General features: G+C 64.0%; 19 protein-coding genes. 13 read left to right on the forward strand and 6 right to left on the reverse strand.

The window, feature by feature from the left end; genetic code table 11:
* Window positions 1-44: 44 nt before the first annotated feature.
* Entirely contained in the window at window positions 45-842 is a 798-nt protein-coding gene (locus ACUYMZ_RS04640) for an SDR family NAD(P)-dependent oxidoreductase (RefSeq protein ID WP_481602255.1), read from the forward strand.
* Window positions 839-2,125 carry an acyl-CoA dehydrogenase family protein gene (locus ACUYMZ_RS04645; RefSeq protein WP_481602256.1) on the forward strand — a complete coding sequence of 429 codons (1,287 nt, stop codon included), beginning with the start codon at window positions 839-841 and terminating at the stop codon, window positions 2,123-2,125. The genes ACUYMZ_RS04640 and ACUYMZ_RS04645 overlap by 4 nt, the downstream gene beginning before the upstream one ends.
* A 4-nt stretch (window positions 2,126-2,129) precedes the next feature.
* On the opposite strand, the gene ACUYMZ_RS04650 is transcribed toward ACUYMZ_RS04645, so the two are convergent.
* From ACUYMZ_RS04650 to ACUYMZ_RS04660, 3 genes are all read right to left on the reverse strand, one after another.
* Window positions 2,130-2,966, reverse strand: coding sequence for a DUF1684 domain-containing protein (locus ACUYMZ_RS04650; RefSeq protein ID WP_442424646.1), 837 nt, complete (start codon window positions 2,964-2,966; stop codon window positions 2,130-2,132).
* A 193-nt stretch (window positions 2,967-3,159) separates the two neighbouring features.
* Window positions 3,160-4,500: an Ig-like domain-containing protein gene (locus tag ACUYMZ_RS04655; protein ID WP_481602257.1), complete on the reverse strand. Its 1,341-nt coding sequence runs from the start codon at window positions 4,498-4,500 to the stop codon at window positions 3,160-3,162.
* An 86-nt stretch (window positions 4,501-4,586) separates the two neighbouring features.
* Window positions 4,587-5,123, reverse strand: a complete 537-nt coding sequence (locus tag ACUYMZ_RS04660; protein WP_481602258.1) for a hypothetical protein — start codon at window positions 5,121-5,123, stop codon at window positions 4,587-4,589.
* Between the two features lie 367 nt (window positions 5,124-5,490).
* Here ACUYMZ_RS04660 and ACUYMZ_RS04665 point away from each other — a divergent pair, with 367 nt between their 5' ends.
* The 8 genes from ACUYMZ_RS04665 to ACUYMZ_RS04700 all read left to right on the forward strand — a co-directional run bounded on the left by ACUYMZ_RS04665 (window position 5,491) and on the right by ACUYMZ_RS04700 (window position 14,973).
* The gene (locus ACUYMZ_RS04665) at window positions 5,491-7,086 is read left to right on the forward strand and encodes a sigma-70 family RNA polymerase sigma factor (RefSeq protein ID WP_481602259.1); all 1,596 of its coding nucleotides are present in this window, start codon (window positions 5,491-5,493) and stop codon (window positions 7,084-7,086) included.
* Window positions 7,087-7,192: 106 nt separating this feature from the next.
* Entirely contained in the window at window positions 7,193-8,107 is a 915-nt protein-coding gene (locus ACUYMZ_RS04670) for a PIG-L deacetylase family protein (protein ID WP_426005950.1), read from the forward strand.
* Window positions 8,107-9,021, forward strand: a complete 915-nt coding sequence (locus ACUYMZ_RS04675) for an ATP-grasp domain-containing protein (RefSeq protein WP_481602260.1) — start codon at window positions 8,107-8,109, stop codon at window positions 9,019-9,021. The genes ACUYMZ_RS04670 and ACUYMZ_RS04675 overlap by 1 nt, the downstream gene beginning before the upstream one ends.
* Complete coding sequence (locus ACUYMZ_RS04680; protein WP_426005952.1) at window positions 9,018-10,292, forward strand: glycosyltransferase family 2 protein; 1,275 nt, start codon at window positions 9,018-9,020, stop codon at window positions 10,290-10,292. Before ACUYMZ_RS04675 ends, ACUYMZ_RS04680 begins: the two co-directional genes overlap by 4 nt.
* Entirely contained in the window at window positions 10,289-11,413 is a 1,125-nt protein-coding gene (locus tag ACUYMZ_RS04685) for a hypothetical protein (protein WP_481602261.1), read from the forward strand. Before ACUYMZ_RS04680 ends, ACUYMZ_RS04685 begins: the two co-directional genes overlap by 4 nt.
* A gap of 22 nt (window positions 11,414-11,435) precedes the next feature.
* Window positions 11,436-11,723, forward strand: a complete 288-nt coding sequence (locus ACUYMZ_RS04690; RefSeq protein WP_481602262.1) for a hypothetical protein — start codon at window positions 11,436-11,438, stop codon at window positions 11,721-11,723.
* 116 nt (window positions 11,724-11,839) lie between these two features.
* A complete protein-coding gene (ppc, locus tag ACUYMZ_RS04695) occupies window positions 11,840-14,638 on the forward strand; it encodes a phosphoenolpyruvate carboxylase (protein WP_481602263.1) in 2,799 nt (932 codons plus the stop codon).
* Between the two features lie 29 nt (window positions 14,639-14,667).
* A complete protein-coding gene (locus tag ACUYMZ_RS04700; RefSeq protein WP_481602264.1) occupies window positions 14,668-14,973 on the forward strand; it encodes a hypothetical protein in 306 nt (101 codons plus the stop codon).
* On the opposite strand, the gene ACUYMZ_RS04705 is transcribed toward ACUYMZ_RS04700, so the two are convergent.
* Window positions 14,970-15,629, reverse strand: a complete 660-nt coding sequence (locus tag ACUYMZ_RS04705; protein ID WP_426005959.1) for a DedA family protein — start codon at window positions 15,627-15,629, stop codon at window positions 14,970-14,972. The genes ACUYMZ_RS04700 and ACUYMZ_RS04705 overlap by 4 nt on opposite strands.
* A 53-nt stretch (window positions 15,630-15,682) precedes the next feature.
* Between ACUYMZ_RS04705 and ACUYMZ_RS04710 the strand changes: the two genes are divergently transcribed.
* Window positions 15,683-16,222: an O-acetyl-ADP-ribose deacetylase gene (locus tag ACUYMZ_RS04710; RefSeq protein ID WP_481602265.1), complete on the forward strand. Its 540-nt coding sequence runs from the start codon at window positions 15,683-15,685 to the stop codon at window positions 16,220-16,222.
* A gap of 27 nt (window positions 16,223-16,249) precedes the next feature.
* Here ACUYMZ_RS04710 and ACUYMZ_RS04715 read toward each other — a convergent pair whose 3' ends face one another.
* On the reverse strand, window positions 16,250-17,179 hold the full coding sequence (locus ACUYMZ_RS04715) for an RluA family pseudouridine synthase (protein ID WP_481605811.1): 930 nt from the start codon (window positions 17,177-17,179) through the stop codon (window positions 16,250-16,252).
* Window positions 17,180-17,330: 151 nt separating this feature from the next.
* Between ACUYMZ_RS04715 and ACUYMZ_RS04720 the strand changes: the two genes are divergently transcribed.
* Together ACUYMZ_RS04720 and ACUYMZ_RS04725 are read left to right on the forward strand one after the other, a co-directional pair.
* Window positions 17,331-17,966: an ArsR/SmtB family transcription factor gene (locus ACUYMZ_RS04720; protein ID WP_481602266.1), complete on the forward strand. Its 636-nt coding sequence runs from the start codon at window positions 17,331-17,333 to the stop codon at window positions 17,964-17,966.
* Entirely contained in the window at window positions 17,956-18,645 is a 690-nt protein-coding gene (locus ACUYMZ_RS04725; protein ID WP_481602267.1) for an SRPBCC family protein, read from the forward strand. Before ACUYMZ_RS04720 ends, ACUYMZ_RS04725 begins: the two co-directional genes overlap by 11 nt.
* A gap of 126 nt (window positions 18,646-18,771) precedes the next feature.
* Here the strand turns inward: ACUYMZ_RS04725 and yczR are convergent, their stop codons facing one another.
* Entirely contained in the window at window positions 18,772-20,229 is a 1,458-nt protein-coding gene (gene yczR, locus ACUYMZ_RS04730; protein ID WP_481602268.1) for a MocR-like transcription factor YczR, read from the reverse strand.
* Window positions 20,230-20,262 lie beyond the last annotated feature (33 nt).

Here is a 20,262-nt window from a genome sequence, read left to right on the forward strand (position 1 = left end):
GTTAACATGCATTAACGGATTTGAGCCGGCATCGAGGAGGATGGATGGACATCAGGGGGACGGTGGCGCTTGTCACCGGTGGCGCGTCGGGTTTGGGAGCGGCAACCGTCGAACGGCTCCACCATGCGGGCGCATCGGTGGTGATCGTGGACCTGCCGCAATCAGCAGGGGAATCCTATGCCGCCCAACTCAATGAAGCTGGTGGGGATCACGGAGCCAAGGCTGTCTTCGCTCCGGCAGATGTGACCAACGAAGCCCAGGTCCAGGCGGCCGTCGATGCCGCAATGGCCCTGGGGCCGCTCCGCATCGCGGTCAACTGTGCCGGCGTGGCCACCCCCGGCAAAGTCCTGGGGCGCGACGGCGTACTGCCCCTGGAAACGTTCAACAAAGTCATCCAGATCAACCTGGTGGGAACCTTCAATGTGGTCAGATTGGCTGCCGCAGCCATGGCCGGGACGGAACCCGTTGCCACCGAACTGGGCGGCCCGGAGCGTGGAGTCATCATCAACACGGCATCCGTGGCTGCCTTCGAAGGGCAGATCGGCCAGCCAGCGTATGCAGCATCCAAAGGCGCAGTGGCGGCCATGACCTTGCCCTTGGCCCGTGAATTCGCCCGTTCACTGATCCGTGTGGTGACCATCGCGCCGGGCATCTTCGAGACCCCTATGATGGCGGGTCTGCCCCAAGCGGCCCAGGACTCCCTCGGCCAGCAGGTACCCCACCCCGCCCGGCTGGGCAGGGCCGCGGAATACGCAAACCTCGCCGCGCATATCGTGGAAAACGCCATGCTCAACGGCGAGACCATCCGCCTGGACGGGGCCATCAGGATGGGGCTTAAATGATGGGTGACTACACCGCAAGTCCACTCCCGGCACCCGCGTCAGGGCCGCCGTCGAACGTCACCGACGCAGCAGTCAGCGGGTTGCCCACCGCCGACTTCTTCGATTTCGAGTCGCTCCTGAGCGTGCAGGAGCAGCGGAAACTCAACGAACTGCGGGCATTCCTGGCCACCGAAATCGCCCCGTACGCCGGTGAGTGGTGGGAGAAGGCCGAATTCCCCGCACACATCCTCCCAAAGCTCGCCGCATTACGCCTCAGCGCTCCGGCCCAACGCGGCTATACGCACCTGTTCGCGGGACTCGTCATCGCGGAAATGACGCGGGTGGACACATCGATCGCAACGTTCTTCATGGTCCACCACGATCTCTTTGTCGAGTCCCTTTACGACTTCGGCAGCGACGCCCAGCAGGACAAATACCTCGACGACGCTTCCAACCTTCGGACCACTGGCGCGTTCGCACTCACTGAACCGGCCCATGGGTCCGATGTCGCCGGAGGCATGCAAACCACCGCCCGCAGGGTGGACAGGGACGACGTCGACGGCGGCACGTACTGGGTGATCAACGGCGCCAAACGCTGGATAGGCAACGGGACGTTCTGTGACTACATGCTGGTCTGGGCCAAAGATGAGGCCGACGGATCGGTCCGGGGCTTCATCGTGGACGCTTCTTTGCCCGGAATCACCAGGACACGCATCGAAAACAAGATCGCGCTCCGAACTGTACAGAATGCCGACATCCTGTTTGAGGACGTGCATGTGGCCGAGTCCGACAGGTTTGCCGGCATCGGCAGCTTTGTCGACACCAACCACCTCTTGCGCGGCTCCAGGATCATGGTGGCCTGGCAGGCTGTTGGCCAGCAGTTGGCTGCCTTTGACGTGGCGCGGCAATACGCTGTGGAGCGCCTGCAATTCGGCAAACCACTGGCCCGGTTCCAGCTCATCCAACAGCACTTGGTGGAGATGCTGGGCAACGCCGTGGCCAGCATGGGAATGATGGTGAGGATCGCCCAACTCCAAGAGGACACCTACACAGATGCACAGGGCGTCCGCCACGGTGGCGCGGACATGGCGCAAGTGGCACTGGCCAAGGCGTACTGCTCTGCCCGGATGCGGGAAACGGTGGCACGTGGCCGGTCCATCCTGGGCGGGAACGGAATTGTCACGGACTACAGGATGGCCAAGATCTTCGCCGATGCCGAAGCCATCTTCACCTACGAGGGATCATATGAAATCAATTCGTTGATCGTGGGACGGGCAGTGACCGGGGTGTCCGCGATCGTCTAGCCGGTCAGTCCAGGTCTTCCTCCGGGAGCTTCTCGCCGGCCTCCACTTTTACATCGACCGAGTTGCCACGCACGGGCATGGGGCAGGTCCCATAAGGAGTAAAAGCGCTGGGATAGTTGATGGCACGGTTGAAGTCGATCACCACTGAACCGTCAGGGCGTGGCCGGGGAATGAACACCTTCCGCCATTCGTCCGTGGTGTCGCCGTTGGTTTCATCATGGAACGTGACATTCAGGGCGCCCAGCTTTTCCGCCTCGGCGTGGAGCCGGATCTCGTGGTCCACACCGGGAATACGGAACACAATCTCGCCCACGGAGCGGTGAACGCCGTCCACCAGCGGGTTTGCCGTTCCGATCGGGACGTCCACAGGCTCGGGATAGGCCTCGTACCGGCCTTCGATGACCCAGGCTGGGTTGTACTCAAATGTGGGCACGCCATGGAACCCGGTGAAGACGGGCGAGCCGGCATCCCTGGTCCTGATTGCGTACCTGTTGGCACGCATCGCGAGTTCGACCACCACTTGGTTGCCTGCCGGTCCGCCGTACTGAACCCACATAAGCGATTCTTCGTCCTGCAACACCGCCGTCACGGTGCCTTCCACCGGATGCCCGCCGTCAATCAAGGTCAACCCGTCCGCCGCGGTGGCAGTCAGGCGTGCCGTGTCACCTTCAACAGACCAGAGCCCCGGAACGAGTTCCAGTTCGCTGGGCTCCTTCTCCAGCCATTGGAAGGATGTCAACGTCAGCCAGCCGTGGTCCGCTGCCAGGGCAGCGTTCCTCCCTGTACGGAACCGTTCCCACCGGGCACGTTGGGCGTCAATGGACGTGGCTGGGGCGTTCATGGTTCTCCTCCGCTGGTTGGCCGCACGGGTGGCGCGGCCCGCAATCACCTCAACCCCGGGTGGAGTGCCGGCATTCCCGAGCATAACCACAGGATGCGGCAGCCTGGCGCATCCTGTGGTCGTCCCGCTGGAAGCGGCTCGCGCTGGCCCCCAATACATGCCAGCGCGAGCCGGGTCTCATGGCCCGGGTGGGTTAGTGCCTGCGCGCCCGGCGTGCACCCAGGAAGGCCAGCACCGATCCCACAGCCAGCAGGGCGGCAGCCGCGAAGATGAACGCCGCGCTGTGGGCGCCGGTCGTGGCCAGCGGTTCCGGTGTGCCCGAAGCCGGTGGGGCGTCGGAGGGCACGATGCCGATGCCCGGGGAGGTGGTACTGGGGCTTTGCTCCGCGGTGGGCGTTGCGCTCGGCGTCACGCTGGCGGAGGGGGTTGCCGTAAGCGTTGCGCTCGGCGTCACGCTGGCGGAGGGGGTTGCCGTGGGCGTTGCGCTCGGCGTCACGCTGGCGGAGGGGGTGGGCGTTGCGCTCGGCGTTGGGGTCGCGGTGGCGCTGGGTGTGGGAGACGGAGTCGCCGTGCCGTTGCCCGTCCCACCGGCGCTGGTCCTTTTGGTCTCCGCACCCACAGTGGTTTCTTCGCCGGAAATGACCACGGTTCCATTGTTCTGGTAGACATCCAGCGCCGGGTCCGTGACCTTGGTGACCACGAACAACTCAACCCTTTCCCCTTCCGGCAAGCCCGTCCAGGAGGCGGTCAAGCGCTCGGGGCTGCAATCGATGACTGCCGGGTAAAGCTCGTTGTCCAGCGGTTCAACGAGGTTGCCGTCGTCGTTAACGGATCGTCCAACCCGGGGTGTCACAGCACTGCAATCAATTTCCATGCCCTCGGCAGGAACGTCAGTGACCACTACGTCATTGCTGTCGGAAGCCATGGGTGGCATGTAGAAAATGGACTCGAGCTGCGTCTGTGCAGAATCAGCCCACCACATGCCCTTCCCGGCGGAGGTTGGCGGAGTGGGTTCGCAATCGGAGGTGCACTCGCCGGCATCGGGAAGCGGAACCCGAACAACACTGGAGCCCACGGTGAAGACCAGTTCGTCCACGCTGCCGTTGCCCGGATCCAGAGCATACTGTGTGGTGAAGTTACAGGTGCCGCCAACGTTCAGCGGGTGGGACGCCACAAAGTCGGTGAGCGTGAACACCACCCGGCCTTCATCGTCGGCCACGGCAGTGGCGACAGTTTCGCCGTCGTCGTTCTTCAGGTCGAAGGAAGCGGTACCGAACCATCGCAGTTCGGAAGGAAGCTGAAGGCTGAAAGTGTCTCCAGGCTGGGAATGGTCGGGTACGGACCACTCACAGGTCAGGTCGACCTGGTCCCACTGTGAGTTGACCACTGACTCTGTGTGAAGCGCAACGCGGGCTTCCGGTATGTCCGCGGCGGAGGCCGGGAGGGCCGACCAGCTCAGCCCTATAAGGGTCATGGCCGCAGCCAGGATGGCGGCCACCAGCGAAGTGGTGGTGAGGTGGATCTGCTTAATCATGTACGGGATGGTCCTTTGGCCGATTGGAATTGTTCGTCAAGGACTGAGTGATTGCAGCAGTGTTTTCGTGACGCCCACGTGGTGGTTCAACACGTGTCGGTTGGGCCTTCCTGCAGTGCGGTCAGGGACACCGACATCGAGAGCGGATAGAACTTCAGCCTCGCGGGGCTCAGCGCTTCCAGGGCCAGGGCCTCTACGGACTTCCTGCAGTCAATGAGGCGCAGGAGGTTTCCGTCGTTAACGGGAAACAGGACATGGATCGCGGAGTTCTGATACATCGCCATGGCACCGGTTCCCTTCAGCGTCCGCTGAACGGTATCGCCCACCAGGGCCAGGAGAGTCCACCGGTGGCTGCGACCCTCCCGGGGAGGCGGCAACGAGATGACTGCCAGGGCATGCCCGCCGGAAGCGTCGGGCACTTCCGCTGAAAGTTCGTGGATCCGGCGCTGGAAGTGAGCGCGTGTGGCCAGTCCTGTATAGACATCGGTGCACGAGATGGGCGGGGCAGTTTCCGCCACTTCCGCCCATCCCTCTGCCAGTGACTGGAGCGCGTCGATATCCACCCGCTGTTCCGCGGCCACGAAGAGTGCCCGGAAGTCGCTGATGGTTTCGGTGATGCTCACCCCGTTCCTTGCGCGGGCCGCGCCGAGTGACTTGGCCGTGGGAGCGGGAACCGTGGAACGGGTGGCAAGGGATGTCACCACCGTCCGGACCTCAGGGAGAAACCAGTCCGCTCTGAACCGCCAACCCCTCTGATAGCTGGCTGTCTGCCATCTGCGCAGCAAGAGATGCCGCGAGAACGTGCACTCGGCGGTGGTCTTTGTCCGGAACGATGTCATATCCCAACAGTGCGGGCGGAGCAGCATTCGTGACGTTGTACCACTCGTCGCGAATTGTTCAAAGCTTTGTACTTATTGGCGTCATGACTCGTGCCCTCGAGCCACTTCGACTATATGGGCACGAATTTATTGGTCATGGGGGTGCCTTAAAGTGGCACAAGGAACATCGTCGGGCAGCAACTCCCACAACAGTGTGGAGAGCGATGGCGACCTGGTGAAGCTGGTCCGTGGTGGAGACGTGTCGGCCTTCGCCGGCTTGTACGAGCGCCACGTATCCATAGCCTCCGCTGTTGCGCGCCGCAACGTGGATAACCCCAGCGATGCCGAGGACGTTGTGGCAGAGGCATTCCAGTCCGTTCTGCAAAGCCTGGTGGCGGGGCGCGGGCCGGACAACTTCTTCCGGGCATACCTCCTTTCCACGGTGACCAGGTTGTCGCACCACAGGAACCGCCGTGCCGGCAAAACCGTGCCCAGCGGGGACGAAGCGGTTCTCGACACTCCGCTTGCCGAGCCCGATTCAGCTGTCGCAGCGTTCGAGTCCCAAACTGTCACCAAAGCATTCCGTTCCCTGCCGGAAAGGTGGCAGGCTGTGCTCTGGTATCTGGATGTTGAACGGATGAAGCCCGCGGCCGTTGCTCCGATCCTGGGCTTGTCGCCGAATGCCGTGTCAGCCCTGGCATTGCGGGCACGGGAGGGCCTGCGCAGGCAGTACCTTCAAGCCCATGTCGCTGAGCACCCGGACAAGGGCTGTGCCGATTTCGCGTCCAAACTGGGCAGTTATCTTCGCGGCGGGCTATCCAGTGGAGCTGAGCGTAAGGTCCGGGAGCACCTCAATGGGTGCACTGGGTGCACCGTGGCCCTGGCCGAACTCAAGGACGTCCAGGGAACCATGAGGAGTGTCCTCCTTCCCCTGATCACTGGGGTTCCGCTGGCTGCCTGGGCTGGAAAGGGAGCCGGACTGGGAGTCCTCGGAGGCGTTGTTCCGGCCAAGGTTGTTTTGGGCATGCCGGTTTTGGCCCAGCCTGCCGTCATGGCTGTTGTGTCGGCTGCTGGACTGGGCCTGGTGCTTGGTGGACTGGGATTGATGGATCACCTGGACCAGGGTCCCCTGCCGGAGCGGCGGTCCGTCCAGACCATGGCCGATCCCCAGGTGACCGTGCAGGCCCCGTCGCCTTCCACCTCACCCGCTGCAATACCCAGCCCCCTCCCTTCCGTGCCTCCGCAGGCCTCGGATCCGGCTCCGCCGGTCCCTGAACCAGCGCAGCCCGCCGTTTCAGCGCAGCCCGCCGTTCCGGAACAGTCCGCCGTTCCCGAACAGCCCGCCGTTGAAACCCCGCCACCAGTTCCTCCTTCACCTTCGGTTCCACCTGCAGAACCAACGCGAGTGGATGCCCCTGCAGCAGTCACCACCTACGTTTGGTCGGCGAAGGACCGTGAGGCGGGTCTTACTGCCATGCAGGTTGACTTTGCTGCCGACGGCACCGAGCCGTTGGGCCCCGGCATGGCCGTCTTCGCCGTGGAACAGGGCTCCAAGATTCAGGAAAGCTCACTGAAAGCTCCGGAAGGCTGGTCCTGTTCGCTGCAGGAAGGACGACGGGTGCTGAGGTGCGTCACCAAGTGGGTTGAGCGTGGCGAGCTTCATTTCCATGTGACGGCCGAATCGAAGCGGCAAAGGGACCCGGAAGTCCTGACGTACTCGCTGAGCGGGACCGGCCTGGCCACAGGTGAGTTTGCCTACAAGTACTGACCTTGTCCCACCCAACAGCGTCACGAAAATTCGCCCTCCGCCACTGATTCATCGGCAGTATCCACGGACCGGTACTGCGCATGTATCGAGGGAACATAGGGGAAGAATGAGAGCAACGTTGTTTGCCGTTGCCGGCGTTTTAGGGGCAGTGGCCCTCGTGGGAGCCCTGCTTCCCGCAAGCCAAGGCTGGTACGTTCGCAGATTCAGCACACCGCACCGGCTGCGCTGGATCACTGCGGTGCTGGGTGGCTTGCTGATGGTTGCCGTGGCAGGGTGGGCAATGGTCCCGGAGTTGCGTCCTTGGATGGAAATCGTGATCCTCCTGGCGGCCACGGGGCTCGTGGTTGGCTTCCTGGTGGCGCCGGCGCTCAGGATCGATCACGCAACGGCCACCGAACCCCGAAAGGTGTTGGCTATCGGGGCACATCCGGATGACCTTGAACTCGCCTGTGGGGCAACGCTGGCGAAGCTGGCAGATGCCGGACACGAGGTGCGGACCATGGTGATGAGTTCGGGATGCAAAGGCGGCGACAGCGCCGTCCGCGCCGGCGAGGCCCAGTCAGGGTCCGGATTCATGGGAGCTTCCGCCGTCCAGGTGCACGACTTCAGGGATACCCTGCTGTCCGACCATGGCCAGGAGATGGTCCAGGCCATCGAGGCATACATCAATGACTTCAAGCCCGACGTCGTGATGACCCACTCCGGAAACGACTACCACCAGGACCATCAGGCTGTTCACAGCGCCACCATGAGGGCCGCCCGCAAGCACTCGTCCATTCTGTGCTTTGAGAGCCCGTCTTCCACCCGGCAGTTCAACCCCAGCGTCTTTGTGGACATCGCCGGATATGTCGACGTCAAGATCCATGCGGTTTCCATGCACCGGAACCAAAAAGGCAAGCCGTACATGAGCGCCGAAAGGGTCCGCAGTCTCGCGGCCTTCCGGGGTTCGCAGGTGAAGACCGCCTACGCGGAAGGCTTTGAACCAGTCCGTCTGCTGGGCTCGGCCGTAGGGGAGTTCTGATGGCGCGGATTATGGTGACCGGCGTGGGCGGGCCGGCAGGTGCTTCCCTCGCCACGCAACTGCGACTGCGGGGGCACTGGGTCCTGGGTGTGGACATGCGGGACGTCAATCCCCGCACGGCAGACGCCGTTGCCCGGGTGTCCAGCTCAGACGCCCCCGCTTACCTTTGGGAGCTAAGGGGGCTGGCTGCCAAGCATGGAATCGAACTGGTGGTGCCTACGGTCAGCGACGAACTGGTTTTGATGGCTGACGCACGGCTTGATTTTGCTCCGGGAGTGGAGGTGCTGGTGGCTGACCCTGCCCCGGTGCGCATAGCCAACGACAAATTCCACACCATGCGATGCCTCGATACCGCGGGTCTCGGTGTTCCGGACTTCGGCCTCCCGGGCACCTTCGGCTCGGCCGAAGAAGCCATGGATCTTCTGGGCGGCCCCGTGGTGGTGAAACCACGGGTATCGCGCGGCGGGCGGAACGTTCAGCTGCTGGAACGCCTGTCCGATCGTGGACGGAACGCAAACCGCATCTGGGCCACGCTGAATGACAGGTGGATCGTGCAGCGGTTCGCCCCGGGAACCGAGTACGCGCCGGTCGTCCACAGAAGCAGCCATTCGCAGGATATCGTGGTGGTCCTTGAGAAGACGGCGCTCAAGGACGGCAACCTCGGAAACGCTGTGTCCGTGCGCCGGAGCGAACCTCCTGCCGACCGGGACGTGGCAGAGCTGGCCCTGTCAACGGTGGAAGCCCTCGGACTGACGGGGCCCGTGGATATTGACATCAGGCGGATGGCCGACGGCAGCCCCGTGGTCCTTGAGGTCAACGCAAGGTTCGGGGCAAACAGCGTCCACGCCCCGGAACTCGTGGACACCGTCCTTGGACGATTGGCCCCGGACGCCATGGTGGGACGGCCAGGTTGATCATCATCGATGCCGCGCTCGCGTTTGTGCAGATTTGCGGGACCATCATCCTGGGCTTCGGAGCAATCAAGATCGTGTATGTCCCATTGGCCCTGTACTTCAACCGCGTGCACCGGCCACCGACGGTCAAGCACAGGTACTCCGTCATCAGTGGAAAACCCTTGGTCTCGGTGATCGTTCCTGCCTACAACGAGGCCGTGGTGATCACCAACTGCGTGGAGTCGATCCTCAGGAGCCGCTATCTGCTGCTCGAAGTCTTGTTGGTGGACGATGGCTCTACCGACTCGACGGCGGAGATCATGGCCGGTCTCGCAGCCCAGTACGATCGCGTCAGGTTTCTCTCACAGGCCAATGCCGGCAAAGGAGCCGCCCTTAACACCGGCATCGCGGCGGCACAAGGCGAGATCCTGATGTTCGTCGACGCCGACGGCATCTTCGCCCCGGACACTTTGATACACATGCTGGAGGGTTTCGATCATCCGAAAATCGGAGCCGTATGCGGCGACGACCGTCCGGTTAACCTCAACCGGATACAAACCATGATGCTGGCGGTCCTCAGCCACGTGGGCACCGGATTGGTGCGCAGGGCGCTCTCGCTGACCCACTGCCTTCCGATAGTTTCGGGCAATATCGGTGCCTTCCGGGCAGACCTGGTCCGCAGCGTCGGGGGTTTCCACGAGGACACCTTGGGGGAGGACCTGGAGCTCACTTGGAGGGTCTACGCGGCCGGGTACCGGGTACGGTTCCAGCCAAAGGCCCTGGTGTATGCGGAATCGCCCTCCACGATCGGCGGACTGTGGCGGCAACGGGTGCGTTGGTCGCGTGGGCTCCTGCAGACACTCCGCCTGCATTTGGGCATGCTGGGCAGGGCCCGGTATGGACCGTTCGGGCTGTTCCTGGTCTTCAATGCGATCACCATGGTGGTGATCCCCATCCTGCAACTGGCGGTCCTGGCGATACTGCCGTTCCTCTATGTGGCGGGCAAGGGCCCCATCCCCGGGGAGATCCTGGCCATCCTGGGATGGCTGGGCCTCTTCATCTCGGTTCTGCTGATCGTGTTTTCCCTCGGGCTGAACCACTCCTGGCGCGATCTGCGGTATGTCTGGACCGTTCCGCTCTGGCCGTTCTACTCCGTTTTTGTGGGCCTTGCCCTGGCAAACGCCATCGTCAAGGAACTGCGGGGGAGCCCGGCGCGGTGGAACAAACTGCAACGGACCGGCGTGGTGTCCGTGACGGCCCTGGAAGGCGACGCAGCGGGGAACCCGGCATGAAGCGGACTGTGCGTTCAATGATCCTGATGCTGGCCACCGCCTTGGCATCCACCGTAGTGGTGACCGCCTCCTCCGCAGAGGAACGCGACCGGCCCTCCGATCGCATGGTCAACCTCGGCTTCGAGGACATCGTCGGCACCGCTCCGGAGTATCTGGATAGCCTGGCCGCACGGATCGATGCCGTGGACGCCACTGCGGTGTCCATCTCCGTGGGCCGGACTGATTGGACAGCTTTTCCGTGGCCCGGCGACCTTGGTGCTGCCAGCAGCAGCGTTGCGGACACCGGCCGGGATTACGTCGCTGAGGCCATGGCGGCGCTGGGTACGGCAGGCGATGGCACCAAGCGGGACGTCGTCCTGACCGTGGATGTCCTGCTGGACCGGGCCCTTCAGGAAACACCCTCCTTGGCGGGGCGCGATGTCACCGGCACCAATTCCACTGCGTTTGCCAGCGTGTCCGCCCTGCGTCACGGCGGGGCCGGGACTCGGTTGGTCAGGCTTGCAGCCTTCGTCGCGGAAAGGTACCGGCCGGACGCCGTGGATCTTACGGAGCTGATGTTTGACGGCTTCACGTTCGGCAGTGAAGACCTCCGGGACTTTACGGCGACAACGGGGCAACAGGATTGGCCCCGCAAGTCCAACGGTGCAATCGACCAAACCAACCCCTACATCAAGACCTGGCGCAGCGAGGCAGTGGCGGACATCGTCCGCAAGGTGGCTGCCGCCGTCGAGCCCTTTGGCGTCAGGGCAGAGATGGACGTGCGGTCGCCAAAGAAGTCAGCCACCGGTGACCGTGCAGACAGCGGCCATGATTATGACCTCCTGCTCAAGCAGTTGGACCGGCTCCACGTCTGGCAGTATGTGGGACTCAACGACGAGCGGGCACCACGGACCGAAGAGCTTGCCAGCGCCATGGACCGCCGGGCGGGGCCACGCATGTCGCTGTCGCTGGGGTTGTGGTCACAGGACGGCATCATCTCCGCAGAGACGTTCGCCGCTGCGCTTGAGGACGCAGTCCGCGGTGGCGCAACCTCGGTGTCCGTGACGCCGGCAAGCCTGATGACGGAGGACCACTGGGACGTGCTGGAGGCCGCGTGGGCGGACCAGGGTTCCCCGCCCTGACTGGCGGGCGTACCCTGAGCGCATGGGGATGGACGGGTTGTTTTCGGCGCTGGTCAGCATCGGTCTGATCGTTGCCGCAGTCTGGGGCGGTACGCGGGTGATCCAGCGGGGTGTGCCCGGCAAGGGCGCTACCGGCACCCTGGGCAGCGTGTTGTCCATGATCGATCCCGCCACAGGTGCGCCCACCAAGCAGGAATCAGCGGCGGCGGCAGAGGAACTGCGCCAACGCCGGCATGAACGCTATGCAGCCGGGCCACGGACCCCGGGTATCGATTCTGCACGTTCCGATCCAGGTGACGCCAGGATCTGAGACACATTCCCGCGGTTAACTTTGGGGCGGGTAAGATCCTTGGGAAACATAAGTAATCCGGCTCACAGTATCCAGCGCAGTGTACGGGCCACACCAGATCCCGAAGGTAAGTATCTATGGTTCACACTGCCCATCAAGACACCGATCTCGCCGCCGAGCTGCGCGCCGACGTGCGCCGCGTCTCCACTCTCCTGGGCGAATCCCTCGTGCGGCAGCACGGCCCGGAATTGCTGGAACTGGTGGAACAGGTCCGCCTGCTGACCAAGGAATCCAAGGAAGCCGCGCGCGGCGGCGCCGATGCGACCGGCCCTTGGAGCGCGCACGACGTCGTAGCCCAGGTCCGCGAGTTGCTCGCCTCCCTGCCCCTCGACCAGGCGACCGACCTGGTGCGGGCTTTTGCGTTCTACTTCCACCTCAGCAACGCGGCCGAACAGGTGCACCGCGTCCGTGGACTCCGCACGCGGCAGGAAAAGGACGGGTGGCTGGCGAAGGCCGTCGCCGAGATTGCCGGCCAGGCAGGTCCGGAGGTATTGCAGGACGTCGTCAACGAACTCGATGTCCGCCCGATTTTCACGGCGCACCCCACTGAGGCTTCCCGTCGTTCGGTGCTGGACAAGATCCGGAAGCTTTCGGATGTCCTGGCCCAGCCCACCGAGGAAGGCACGTCCGCCCGCCGCAGGCAGGACCGCCAGCTGGCCGAAATCATCGACCAGATGTGGCAAACGGATGAGCTGCGCCAGGTGCGCCCCACACCCGTGGACGAGGCCCGGAATGCCATCTACTACCTGAACAGCATCCTCACCGATGCCATGCCGGAGATGCTGACGGAGCTTTCCGAGCTCCTCGCCGAGCACGGCGTTGCCCTTCCGTCCGGCGGGGCTCCCTTGAGGTTTGGTTCATGGATCGGCGGCGACCGCGATGGCAACCCGAATGTCACGGCAGGTGTCACGAGGGAAATCCTGCAGTTGCAGAACCAGAACGCCGTGCGCATCAGCATTGCCCTGATTGACGAGTTGATCTCCGTGCTTTCCAACTCGACCGCACTCTTTGGGGCGGACAAGGAGTTGCTTGACTCAATCGACGTGGACCTTAAGAACCTTCCCGGTTTGGACAAGCGGATCCTTGAACTCAACGCGCAGGAGCCGTACCGCCTCAAGCTGACCTGCATCAAGGCGAAGCTCATCAACACAGGCCGCAGGGTCGCCGCTTCGTCCTACCATGAGCCCGGACGCGACTACGCCACCACCTCCGAATTGCTGGCCGAATTCGGTTTGCTGGAGTCCTCCCTCCGGAACCACTCGGCAGCACTGGTGGCCGATGGAGCACTTGCCCGGGTACGCCGCGCCATTGCAGCGTTCGGGTTGCATCTGGCAACCCTGGACATCCGGGAGCACGCCGATTACCACCACGATGCCGTGGGTCAGTTGGTTGACCGCCTGGGCACCGAGAAGCCGTACGGTTCCCTGACGCGCGCGGAGCGCTTCGAATTCCTGGGGGCCGAGCTGGCATCGCGCCGCCCGCTGTCCGGGCACCCGATCAAGCTCGAGGGAACCGCCGACGGCACCTACGATGTCTTCCGCAGCATCCGCCAGGCCCTGCACACTTACGGCCCTGACGTTGTGGAGACGTACATCATCTCCATGACGCGTGGCGCGGACGATGTCCTTGCCGCCGCAGTTCTTGCGCGGGAAGCCGGCTTGATCGACCTGTACGGTTCCAAGCCGCACGCCAAGATCGGTTTTGCCCCGCTGTTGGAAACCGTGGAGGAACTGAGGGCTTCCGCCGAAATCGTGGACCAGTTGCTTTCCGATCCGTCCTACCGCGAACTGGTTCGCCTGCGGGGCGACATCCAGGAAATCATGCTGGGCTACTCCGACTCCAACAAGGAGTCCGGCGTGATGACCAGTCAATGGGAGATTCACAAGACCCAGCGCAAGCTGCGCGATGTTGCTGCCAAGCACGGCGTCCGCGTCCGTTTGTTCCACGGTCGTGGCGGTTCCGTGGGCCGTGGCGGCGGGCCCACGTATGACGCGATCATGGCCCAGCCCAACGGCGTCCTTGAAGGTGAAATCAAGTTCACGGAGCAGGGCGAGGTCATCTCCGACAAGTACTCGCTGCCCGACCTTGCGCGGGAAAACCTGGAGCTGTCGCTGGCCGCAGTCATGCAGGGCTCGGCGTTGCACCGGACGCCGCGAACGTCGGAGGACGAGCGGGAACGCTATGCCAACGTCATGGAGATCATCTCCGACGGGGCTTTCGCCCGCTACCGTTCGCTGATTGACGATCCCGATCTTCCGGCGTACTTCTTGGCCTCCACGCCAGTGGAACAACTGGGCTCGCTGAACATCGGCTCCCGTCCGTCCAAACGTCCCGATTCGGGGGCCGGGCTCGGCGGCTTGCGCGCCATTCCCTGGGTTTTCGGGTGGACGCAGTCACGGCAGATCGTGCCTGGTTGGTTTGGTGTGGGTTCGGGTTTGAAGGCAGCCCGCGAGGCCGGCAACACGGACCAGCTCATGGAAATGATGGACCGCTGGCACTTCTTCCGTTCGGTGATCTCCAACGTCGAAATGACGCTGGCCAAGACGGACATGGAAATCGCCGGCCACTACGTCTCATCGCTGGTACCTGAAGAACTGCACCGCCTGTTCCACATGATCCGTGATGAGTATGAGCTCACCGTGGCCGAGATTGAGCGGCTGACCGGTGAGATCGAGCTTCTGGATGCCCAGCCCACGCTCAAGAGGTCCCTTGAGATCCGCGACCAGTACCTTGACCCCATCAGCTACCTGCAGGTGGAGTTGCTGCGTCGTGTCCGGGAAGCTTCGGTTTCCGGAGCGGAGATCGACGAGCGCCTCCAGCGTGCCATGCTGATCACGGTCAATGGTGTAGCCGCAGGGCTGCGCAACACCGGATAGCATCGGATGGGGGACGTTAGGGTGGTGGGATGCCGTCGTTCCAGACCAAGTTGAAGATCACCGGACTCAAGCCGGGGAATCCGCCTGAGTCCGTGATGGCCGCCGCTGTCGAAGCCTTGGAAACCCGGCATCACGTGGAGTCCAACCAGCTGGATATCGTGGGCGGCGTTCCCCAGATCAGCCTGCGGTTCATGGTGGACGCCCGCGACTACGCGGGTGAGAACGACGAAGCCCGCACGTCGGCAGCCATGATGCGTGACGCCGTCGAACGCGTTGCCCTGACAGGGAGCCTGTATGTCCTGCGGCGCAGCCGGGGACGCTGGTCGCCGGTTTAGTCGGGTTGCGGGACTGCGCCGGGCCCGCCGTCGTACGGTTCGTCGCCGTCGTAGGGTTCGTCCACCGGGGAAGGGTCGCCCCGGCGCCGGGTCACGATGAACCCGACCACCACGCCGATGACAAGCCCGACCCCGACGCCTATCAGCGAGCTCGCCCAGAAGGGCAGTTTGGTGGTGGAGCCTGTGAAATAGCCCAGGCCCACCTGCCATACTGCCCACAAGACTGCTCCTAAACCGGCGCAGAGACTGAATCCCCGGACGGAGACATTGGCAATGCCGGCAGCAGCGGACGTGGCGAGCCGGCCGCCGGGAATGAATCGTGCTCCGATGATCGTCCCGTAGGTGGAGGAACGCCCGGCTTTGGCGATGGCTTCGTGGATGCCTTTGTGCACTTTCCTGCCCCAGGCCCAGCGGTCCAGCACATGGCTGATCCTGCGTTTGAAGAGCAGGTAGACCGCCACGTCACCCAGCCAGGAAGCGGAAGCGGCCAACATCAGGACCAGCCAGAAGTTCGCATGTCCGTCCGCCGCCAGCGCACCTCCGGTGATGACCACCATCTCGGACGGAATGGGCGGGAAGATGGCATCGCCCAGCACGATCGGCACAATCCAGAGGTAGATTGCCGATCCCCACAACTCCGGGGCGATGAAGTCCATGGGCACAACGTACCGCACTTGCTGCGGTCACAGCACGGCGGAAGACTGTCCCCATGCGCACTGAGATCCTGCACGGAGACATCACCACCCGCCGCGTCGATGCGATTGTGAACGCCGCGAATTCCTCACTGCTCGGTGGAGGGGGAGTGGATGGTGCCATCCACCGGGCTGCGGGGCCGGAGTTGCTGGCAGCCTGCCGTGAACTGCGGCGTACCCGGCTTCCCGACGGGCTCCCGACAGGTAGTGCCGTAGCAACGCCGGGTTTCAGGCTTCCTGCGCAGTGGGTGATCCACACCGTCGGACCCAACCGGCATGCGGGCCAGACCGACCCGGACCTTCTTACGTCCTGTTTCAGGGAAAGCCTTCGTGTGGCCGGGGAGGTCGGTGCACGCAGCGTGGCGTTCCCCGCCGTCAGTGCGGGAATCTACGGGTGGGACGCCCGCCAAGTGGCGGAGACAGCCCGCGACGCCGTGAATGAGTTGGCAGCAGTTGCTGCCGGAAGCGGTTCCGGGGTCACCAGCCTTGAGGTGGTTGAGTTCGTGCTCTTCTCCGAGGAGACGACGGCGGTCTTCCGCACTGTGTTCGGCGCGTGACCCACACTCAAAGCGCGAACGGAATGCTCAGGGCCGGGCTTCGCTGAGCTCCAGGCCGCTGCGGTATTCGACCGGTTGTTTGCTGATGGGGTCCACGAAGCGGATGCCACGCGCCAGGAGTTGCAGCGGTTTGCCGTAGTCGTCCGGCGCCTTGTCCAGGAGGTCAGGATAAAACGCATCGTTCACAATCCCCAGGCCCAGCGAGGCCATATGCACGCGGAGCTGATGCGTTTTTCCGGTGTGCGGTTCCAGCCGGTACAGCGCGCGCTGGTGCGTCCCGGCGTCGAACGTCCTTACCGGCTCGATGCGCGTCTCGGCGTTCGGCTCGCCGTCCACCACTTCGGCCAACAGGTAGCTGCGCGACTTGGTCATGCGGTTGCGGACCACCGTGGGGAATTCGACGGCGGGATAGCCGGCGGCGGGTGCCGCGGCGGACACGCACTCGTATTCTTTTTGGACCTGTCGCTTCTCGAACAGGACCTGGTACCTGCCCCGGGTTTCCGGGTTGGTGGAGAGCAGCAGGATGCCGGCAGTCATGCGGTCCAGCCGGTGCATGGGAATGAGATCCGGGAGATCGAGCAGGTTCCGAAGCCGGACCAGCGCCGATTCCTGGATGTATGTGCCCCCGGGAGTGGTCGGGAGGAAGTGCGGCTTGTCCACCACCAGGATGTGCTCGTCCTGGTGCAGAATGTTGATTTCCACGGGCAGTCGCGTCTCCGGCGGGAGGGTCCTGTAGTACCAAATGAAGGTGTGGTCCTCCAGTTTGGTACTGCGGTCCAAAGGCACCCCGCCCTCGCCTACGATCTCCCCGGCGTCGAAGCGGTCCTCGATGCCCTGGGGGTCAATGTGTCCCCATCGATGCATCATGTAGTCCATCGCGGTGTCCCATGGGCCCTCGTCCGGCAGGCGGAGGCGGGTTGCGTTCACGCCATCGCGCACAGGGAGGGGGGATTGCATCACCGGACAATTCTACTTTGCCTGAGCTGTGCGGCCCGCTTTGCGTGCTCGGGGACTGGTTTGGCTTGTTCAGAGGGCTCCACCACGGACTCAGGTTCCGAACATAAAAAAGTTCTTGACAAAAAAAGTTGTCGGTAAGCATACTGGAACCATGTTGGACATCGAAGTGATCGAGGACCCGGCGGCAGCGGAAGTATCGCTGGACCCGATCCGGACCCGTATCCTGCGGGAACTGGCCGAGCCCGCCTCGGCCACGCAGCTCGCGGTCAAGGTGGGAATGCCGCGCCAGAAGGTCAACTACCACCTCAAAGCACTTGAGCACCACGGTTTGGTGGAGCTGGTCGAGGAACGGCGCAAAGGCAACGTCACCGAGCGCGTCCTGAGGGCCACCGCGGGCTCCTACCTGATCTCGCCGGTGGCGTTGGCCTCCGTGGCGCCGGACCCTCGGCGCTTCGCGGACAGGTTCTCGGCGTTCTGGCTGTTGTCGCTCGCCTCCCGCACCGTACAGGAAATGGGCAAGCTCATTTCCGGGGCAGCCGCTGCCAGGAAGAAGCTCGCCAGCTTCGCCATCGACGGCGAGATTACCTTCCGTTCCGCCGCCGATCGCGCGGCCTTCGCGGAAGAGCTCGGCGTTGCGGTCACACGGCTCGTCGACAAATACCACGACGGCGGTACCGCGGTGGCGGGCGGCGGACGCAAGCATCGCCTCGTCGTCGTACTTCATCCCGCACTCAAGACCCCCTCAACAGAAGTCACAGTAGAAAAGGACCAGGACAATGACCAGTAACCGTGAATTTGAAATCGTGGCCGATACCGAACTGCCGGGAACCCCCGAGCGGGTCTGGCAGGCGGTCACAGCGGACACCTCCGCCTGGATGTTCCCCACGGACCAGTGGCCGGCCGTCCGGACCGTGGATGAATACCCAGGCCACCTCGTCACGCGGATGGACGGTCCCGATGGTTGGTTCAACCAGTTGGAGCACGTCCTGGAGCCGGTGGAGGGCGGCCGGGCCAGGCTGCACTACGTCCACAGCGGAATCTTCGCCGACAACTGGGATGAGCAGTACGACGGTGCCAGCAAGCACACCGAGTTCTACCTGCACACCCTGGGGCAGTACCTGAAGTACTTCGACGGACAGCCGGTGGTGTTTACGGACGTTCAGGCTCCGGCGTCTTCGCAATCGCCCGATGGATTTGTGCAGCTCAAGAAGGCGCTCGGAGTGGAGGACCTCGCCGCGGGCTCGGCTTTCGAGGTAGACGTCGACGGCGTGGGGCGGCTGAGCGGTGAGGTGGACTTCGCCAATGAGAACTTCCTGGGACTGCGCACCGGCGATGCTTTGTACCGGTTCTTTGGGCGCAATGCCTTTGGGGCGCCGGTAGGTATGACCGTCCACCAATTTGGCGCGGGTGATTCCGAGCTGACGGCCAAGACGTGGGGTGCCTTCCTGGAGAAGGTCTACGCGTAGCCACCCGCCCCGCCCCTGCACGGCGCCCGGGACCCAACTGGGTCGCACTTGTGCGCGTTTTGAAGCCTCAAAACGCGCTTAACTGCGACCTAGTTGGGGTGCCCGGGTGGACCCGGCGGGCGGCACTTAGGCGACTCCGACGGCGGCCGGCCGCTCGGTCTTGAGGCTGCGGCGGAGTTGGGGCGAGGCGTCGAGCTTGTCCTGGGCGGCCCGCAGTGCCCGGACGGCCACCTCCAGTTGGGCAGGTGGCAAGGTGTAAGGGACACGCATGAAGTGCTCAAAGGCACCGCCCACCCCGAACCTCGGCCCGGCGGCCAGCCGGACTCCAAATTCCGGAGCGAGCACCGTCAGGGCCGTGCTGCAGGGGCTGGGCAGTCTGCACCACACTGTGAGCCCGCCCTGGGGTCGCTCAGGATCCCACGACGGCAAATGTTCAGCCAGCAATTCCATCAACGAATCCCGGTTGTTGCGGAGTTCTGCCAGCCGTGCATCGAGGGGCTCGGAGTAGGCGCTGACCAGCCGGGCAGCAGCCAGTTGCTCCACCATGGGGCCGCCCAGATCCATGGTGGTCCGTGTGGTGACCATGCGGTTGACCAAGGCTTCGTCGGCCCGGATCCAGCCGGTGCGGAGGCCGGCCCAGTGGGACTTGCTGAGCGAGCCGATGGAAACCACGGCGGGACTGAACGCCGCCATCGGTGCTGCACTGACGCCGTCGAGGTTCAACCCCCGGAGTGTCTCATCCACCACCAGGACCGTCCCCGCGGACGCTGCTGCCCGCGCCAGTCGCCGGCGCTGCAGCCCGGACATGATACGGCCCGTGGGGTTATGGAAGTCCGGAACAAGGTAGGCCATGGCAGGTCGATGATGGTGCATCGCGGCCTCCATCGCGTCAATATCCCAGGCCGGCACGGACCCCGCGGCAGGGAGTGCGACGGGAAAGGGCCGGCAACCGGCGGCCCGGATGGCGTCGAGGGCGTTCGGGTAGGAGGGGTGTTCCACCAGCACTTTGTCCTGCTTTCCGGCCAGGGTCTTCAGGACGATGTTCAACGCGTGCTGCGCTCCGGAGGTCACCAGGATCTGTTGGGCGTTCGTGGGGACGCCGTCGGCTGTGTATTTGTCCGCTATGGCCTGCCGCAGTGCGGGGACACCCACCGCGTCGTAGCCAAATCCGGGCAGGAGGGCCGGGAGTTCGGTCAGGGCATCGGCGAACGCGCGGTGGACCACCTCGCCCGCTGCCGGCAGGGATGCGTAGGCCAGGTCCAGCAATCCCTCCGGCGCCGCCAGCCCCGGCATGGTCACCGGAGAGGTGCGTTGCGGAATGCAGGTCCGTCCCCGGCTGCCCTGGCCGGTGGTCAGGAAGCCCTGCTCGCGCAGGCTTGAATACGCGGCGGTGACCGTGGTCCGGCTCAGTCCCAGCGTCTGGGCCAGCGCCCTTTCGCTGGGGAGCGCGACGTCAAGCGGAATGCGTCCGTCCATCACCAGCAAACGTACGACGTCGGCAAGCTCGCGGTATGCGGGCAGGGTACCGGAATTCCAGGAGCCAAGAAGACGGGTCAATGCGATCGGGTTCAGTAAGCCTGACATCAGGCCAGTATTCCAAACTGGCTATGGAAAACA

The organism is Arthrobacter sp. T572, from assembly GCF_056780115.1.

Coding starts and splice junctions, on each gene's coding strand:
- ACUYMZ_RS04690 (WP_481602262.1), top strand. CDS start 11,436: ATGGGGATGGACGGGTTGTTTTCGGCGCTGGTCAGCATCGGTCTGATC.
- ACUYMZ_RS04710 (WP_481602265.1), top strand. CDS start 15,683: ATGCGCACTGAGATCCTGCACGGAGACATCACCACCCGCCGCGTCGAT.
- ACUYMZ_RS04670 (WP_426005950.1), top strand. CDS start 7,193: ATGAGAGCAACGTTGTTTGCCGTTGCCGGCGTTTTAGGGGCAGTGGCC.
- ACUYMZ_RS04655 (WP_481602257.1), bottom strand. CDS start 4,500: ATGATTAAGCAGATCCACCTCACCACCACTTCGCTGGTGGCCGCCATC.
- ACUYMZ_RS04685 (WP_481602261.1), top strand. CDS start 10,289: ATGAAGCGGACTGTGCGTTCAATGATCCTGATGCTGGCCACCGCCTTG.
- ACUYMZ_RS04675 (WP_481602260.1), top strand. CDS start 8,107: ATGGCGCGGATTATGGTGACCGGCGTGGGCGGGCCGGCAGGTGCTTCC.
- ACUYMZ_RS04720 (WP_481602266.1), top strand. CDS start 17,331: ATGTTGGACATCGAAGTGATCGAGGACCCGGCGGCAGCGGAAGTATCG.
- ACUYMZ_RS04705 (WP_426005959.1), bottom strand. CDS start 15,629: ATGGACTTCATCGCCCCGGAGTTGTGGGGATCGGCAATCTACCTCTGG.
- ACUYMZ_RS04700 (WP_481602264.1), top strand. CDS start 14,668: ATGCCGTCGTTCCAGACCAAGTTGAAGATCACCGGACTCAAGCCGGGG.
- ACUYMZ_RS04645 (WP_481602256.1), top strand. CDS start 839: ATGATGGGTGACTACACCGCAAGTCCACTCCCGGCACCCGCGTCAGGG.
- ppc (WP_481602263.1), top strand. CDS start 11,840: ATGGTTCACACTGCCCATCAAGACACCGATCTCGCCGCCGAGCTGCGC.
- ACUYMZ_RS04640 (WP_481602255.1), top strand. CDS start 45: ATGGACATCAGGGGGACGGTGGCGCTTGTCACCGGTGGCGCGTCGGGT.
- ACUYMZ_RS04725 (WP_481602267.1), top strand. CDS start 17,956: ATGACCAGTAACCGTGAATTTGAAATCGTGGCCGATACCGAACTGCCG.
- ACUYMZ_RS04715 (WP_481605811.1), bottom strand. CDS start 17,179: ATGCAATCCCCCCTCCCTGTGCGCGATGGCGTGAACGCAACCCGCCTC.
- yczR (WP_481602268.1), bottom strand. CDS start 20,229: ATGTCAGGCTTACTGAACCCGATCGCATTGACCCGTCTTCTTGGCTCC.
- ACUYMZ_RS04650 (WP_442424646.1), bottom strand. CDS start 2,966: ATGAACGCCCCAGCCACGTCCATTGACGCCCAACGTGCCCGGTGGGAA.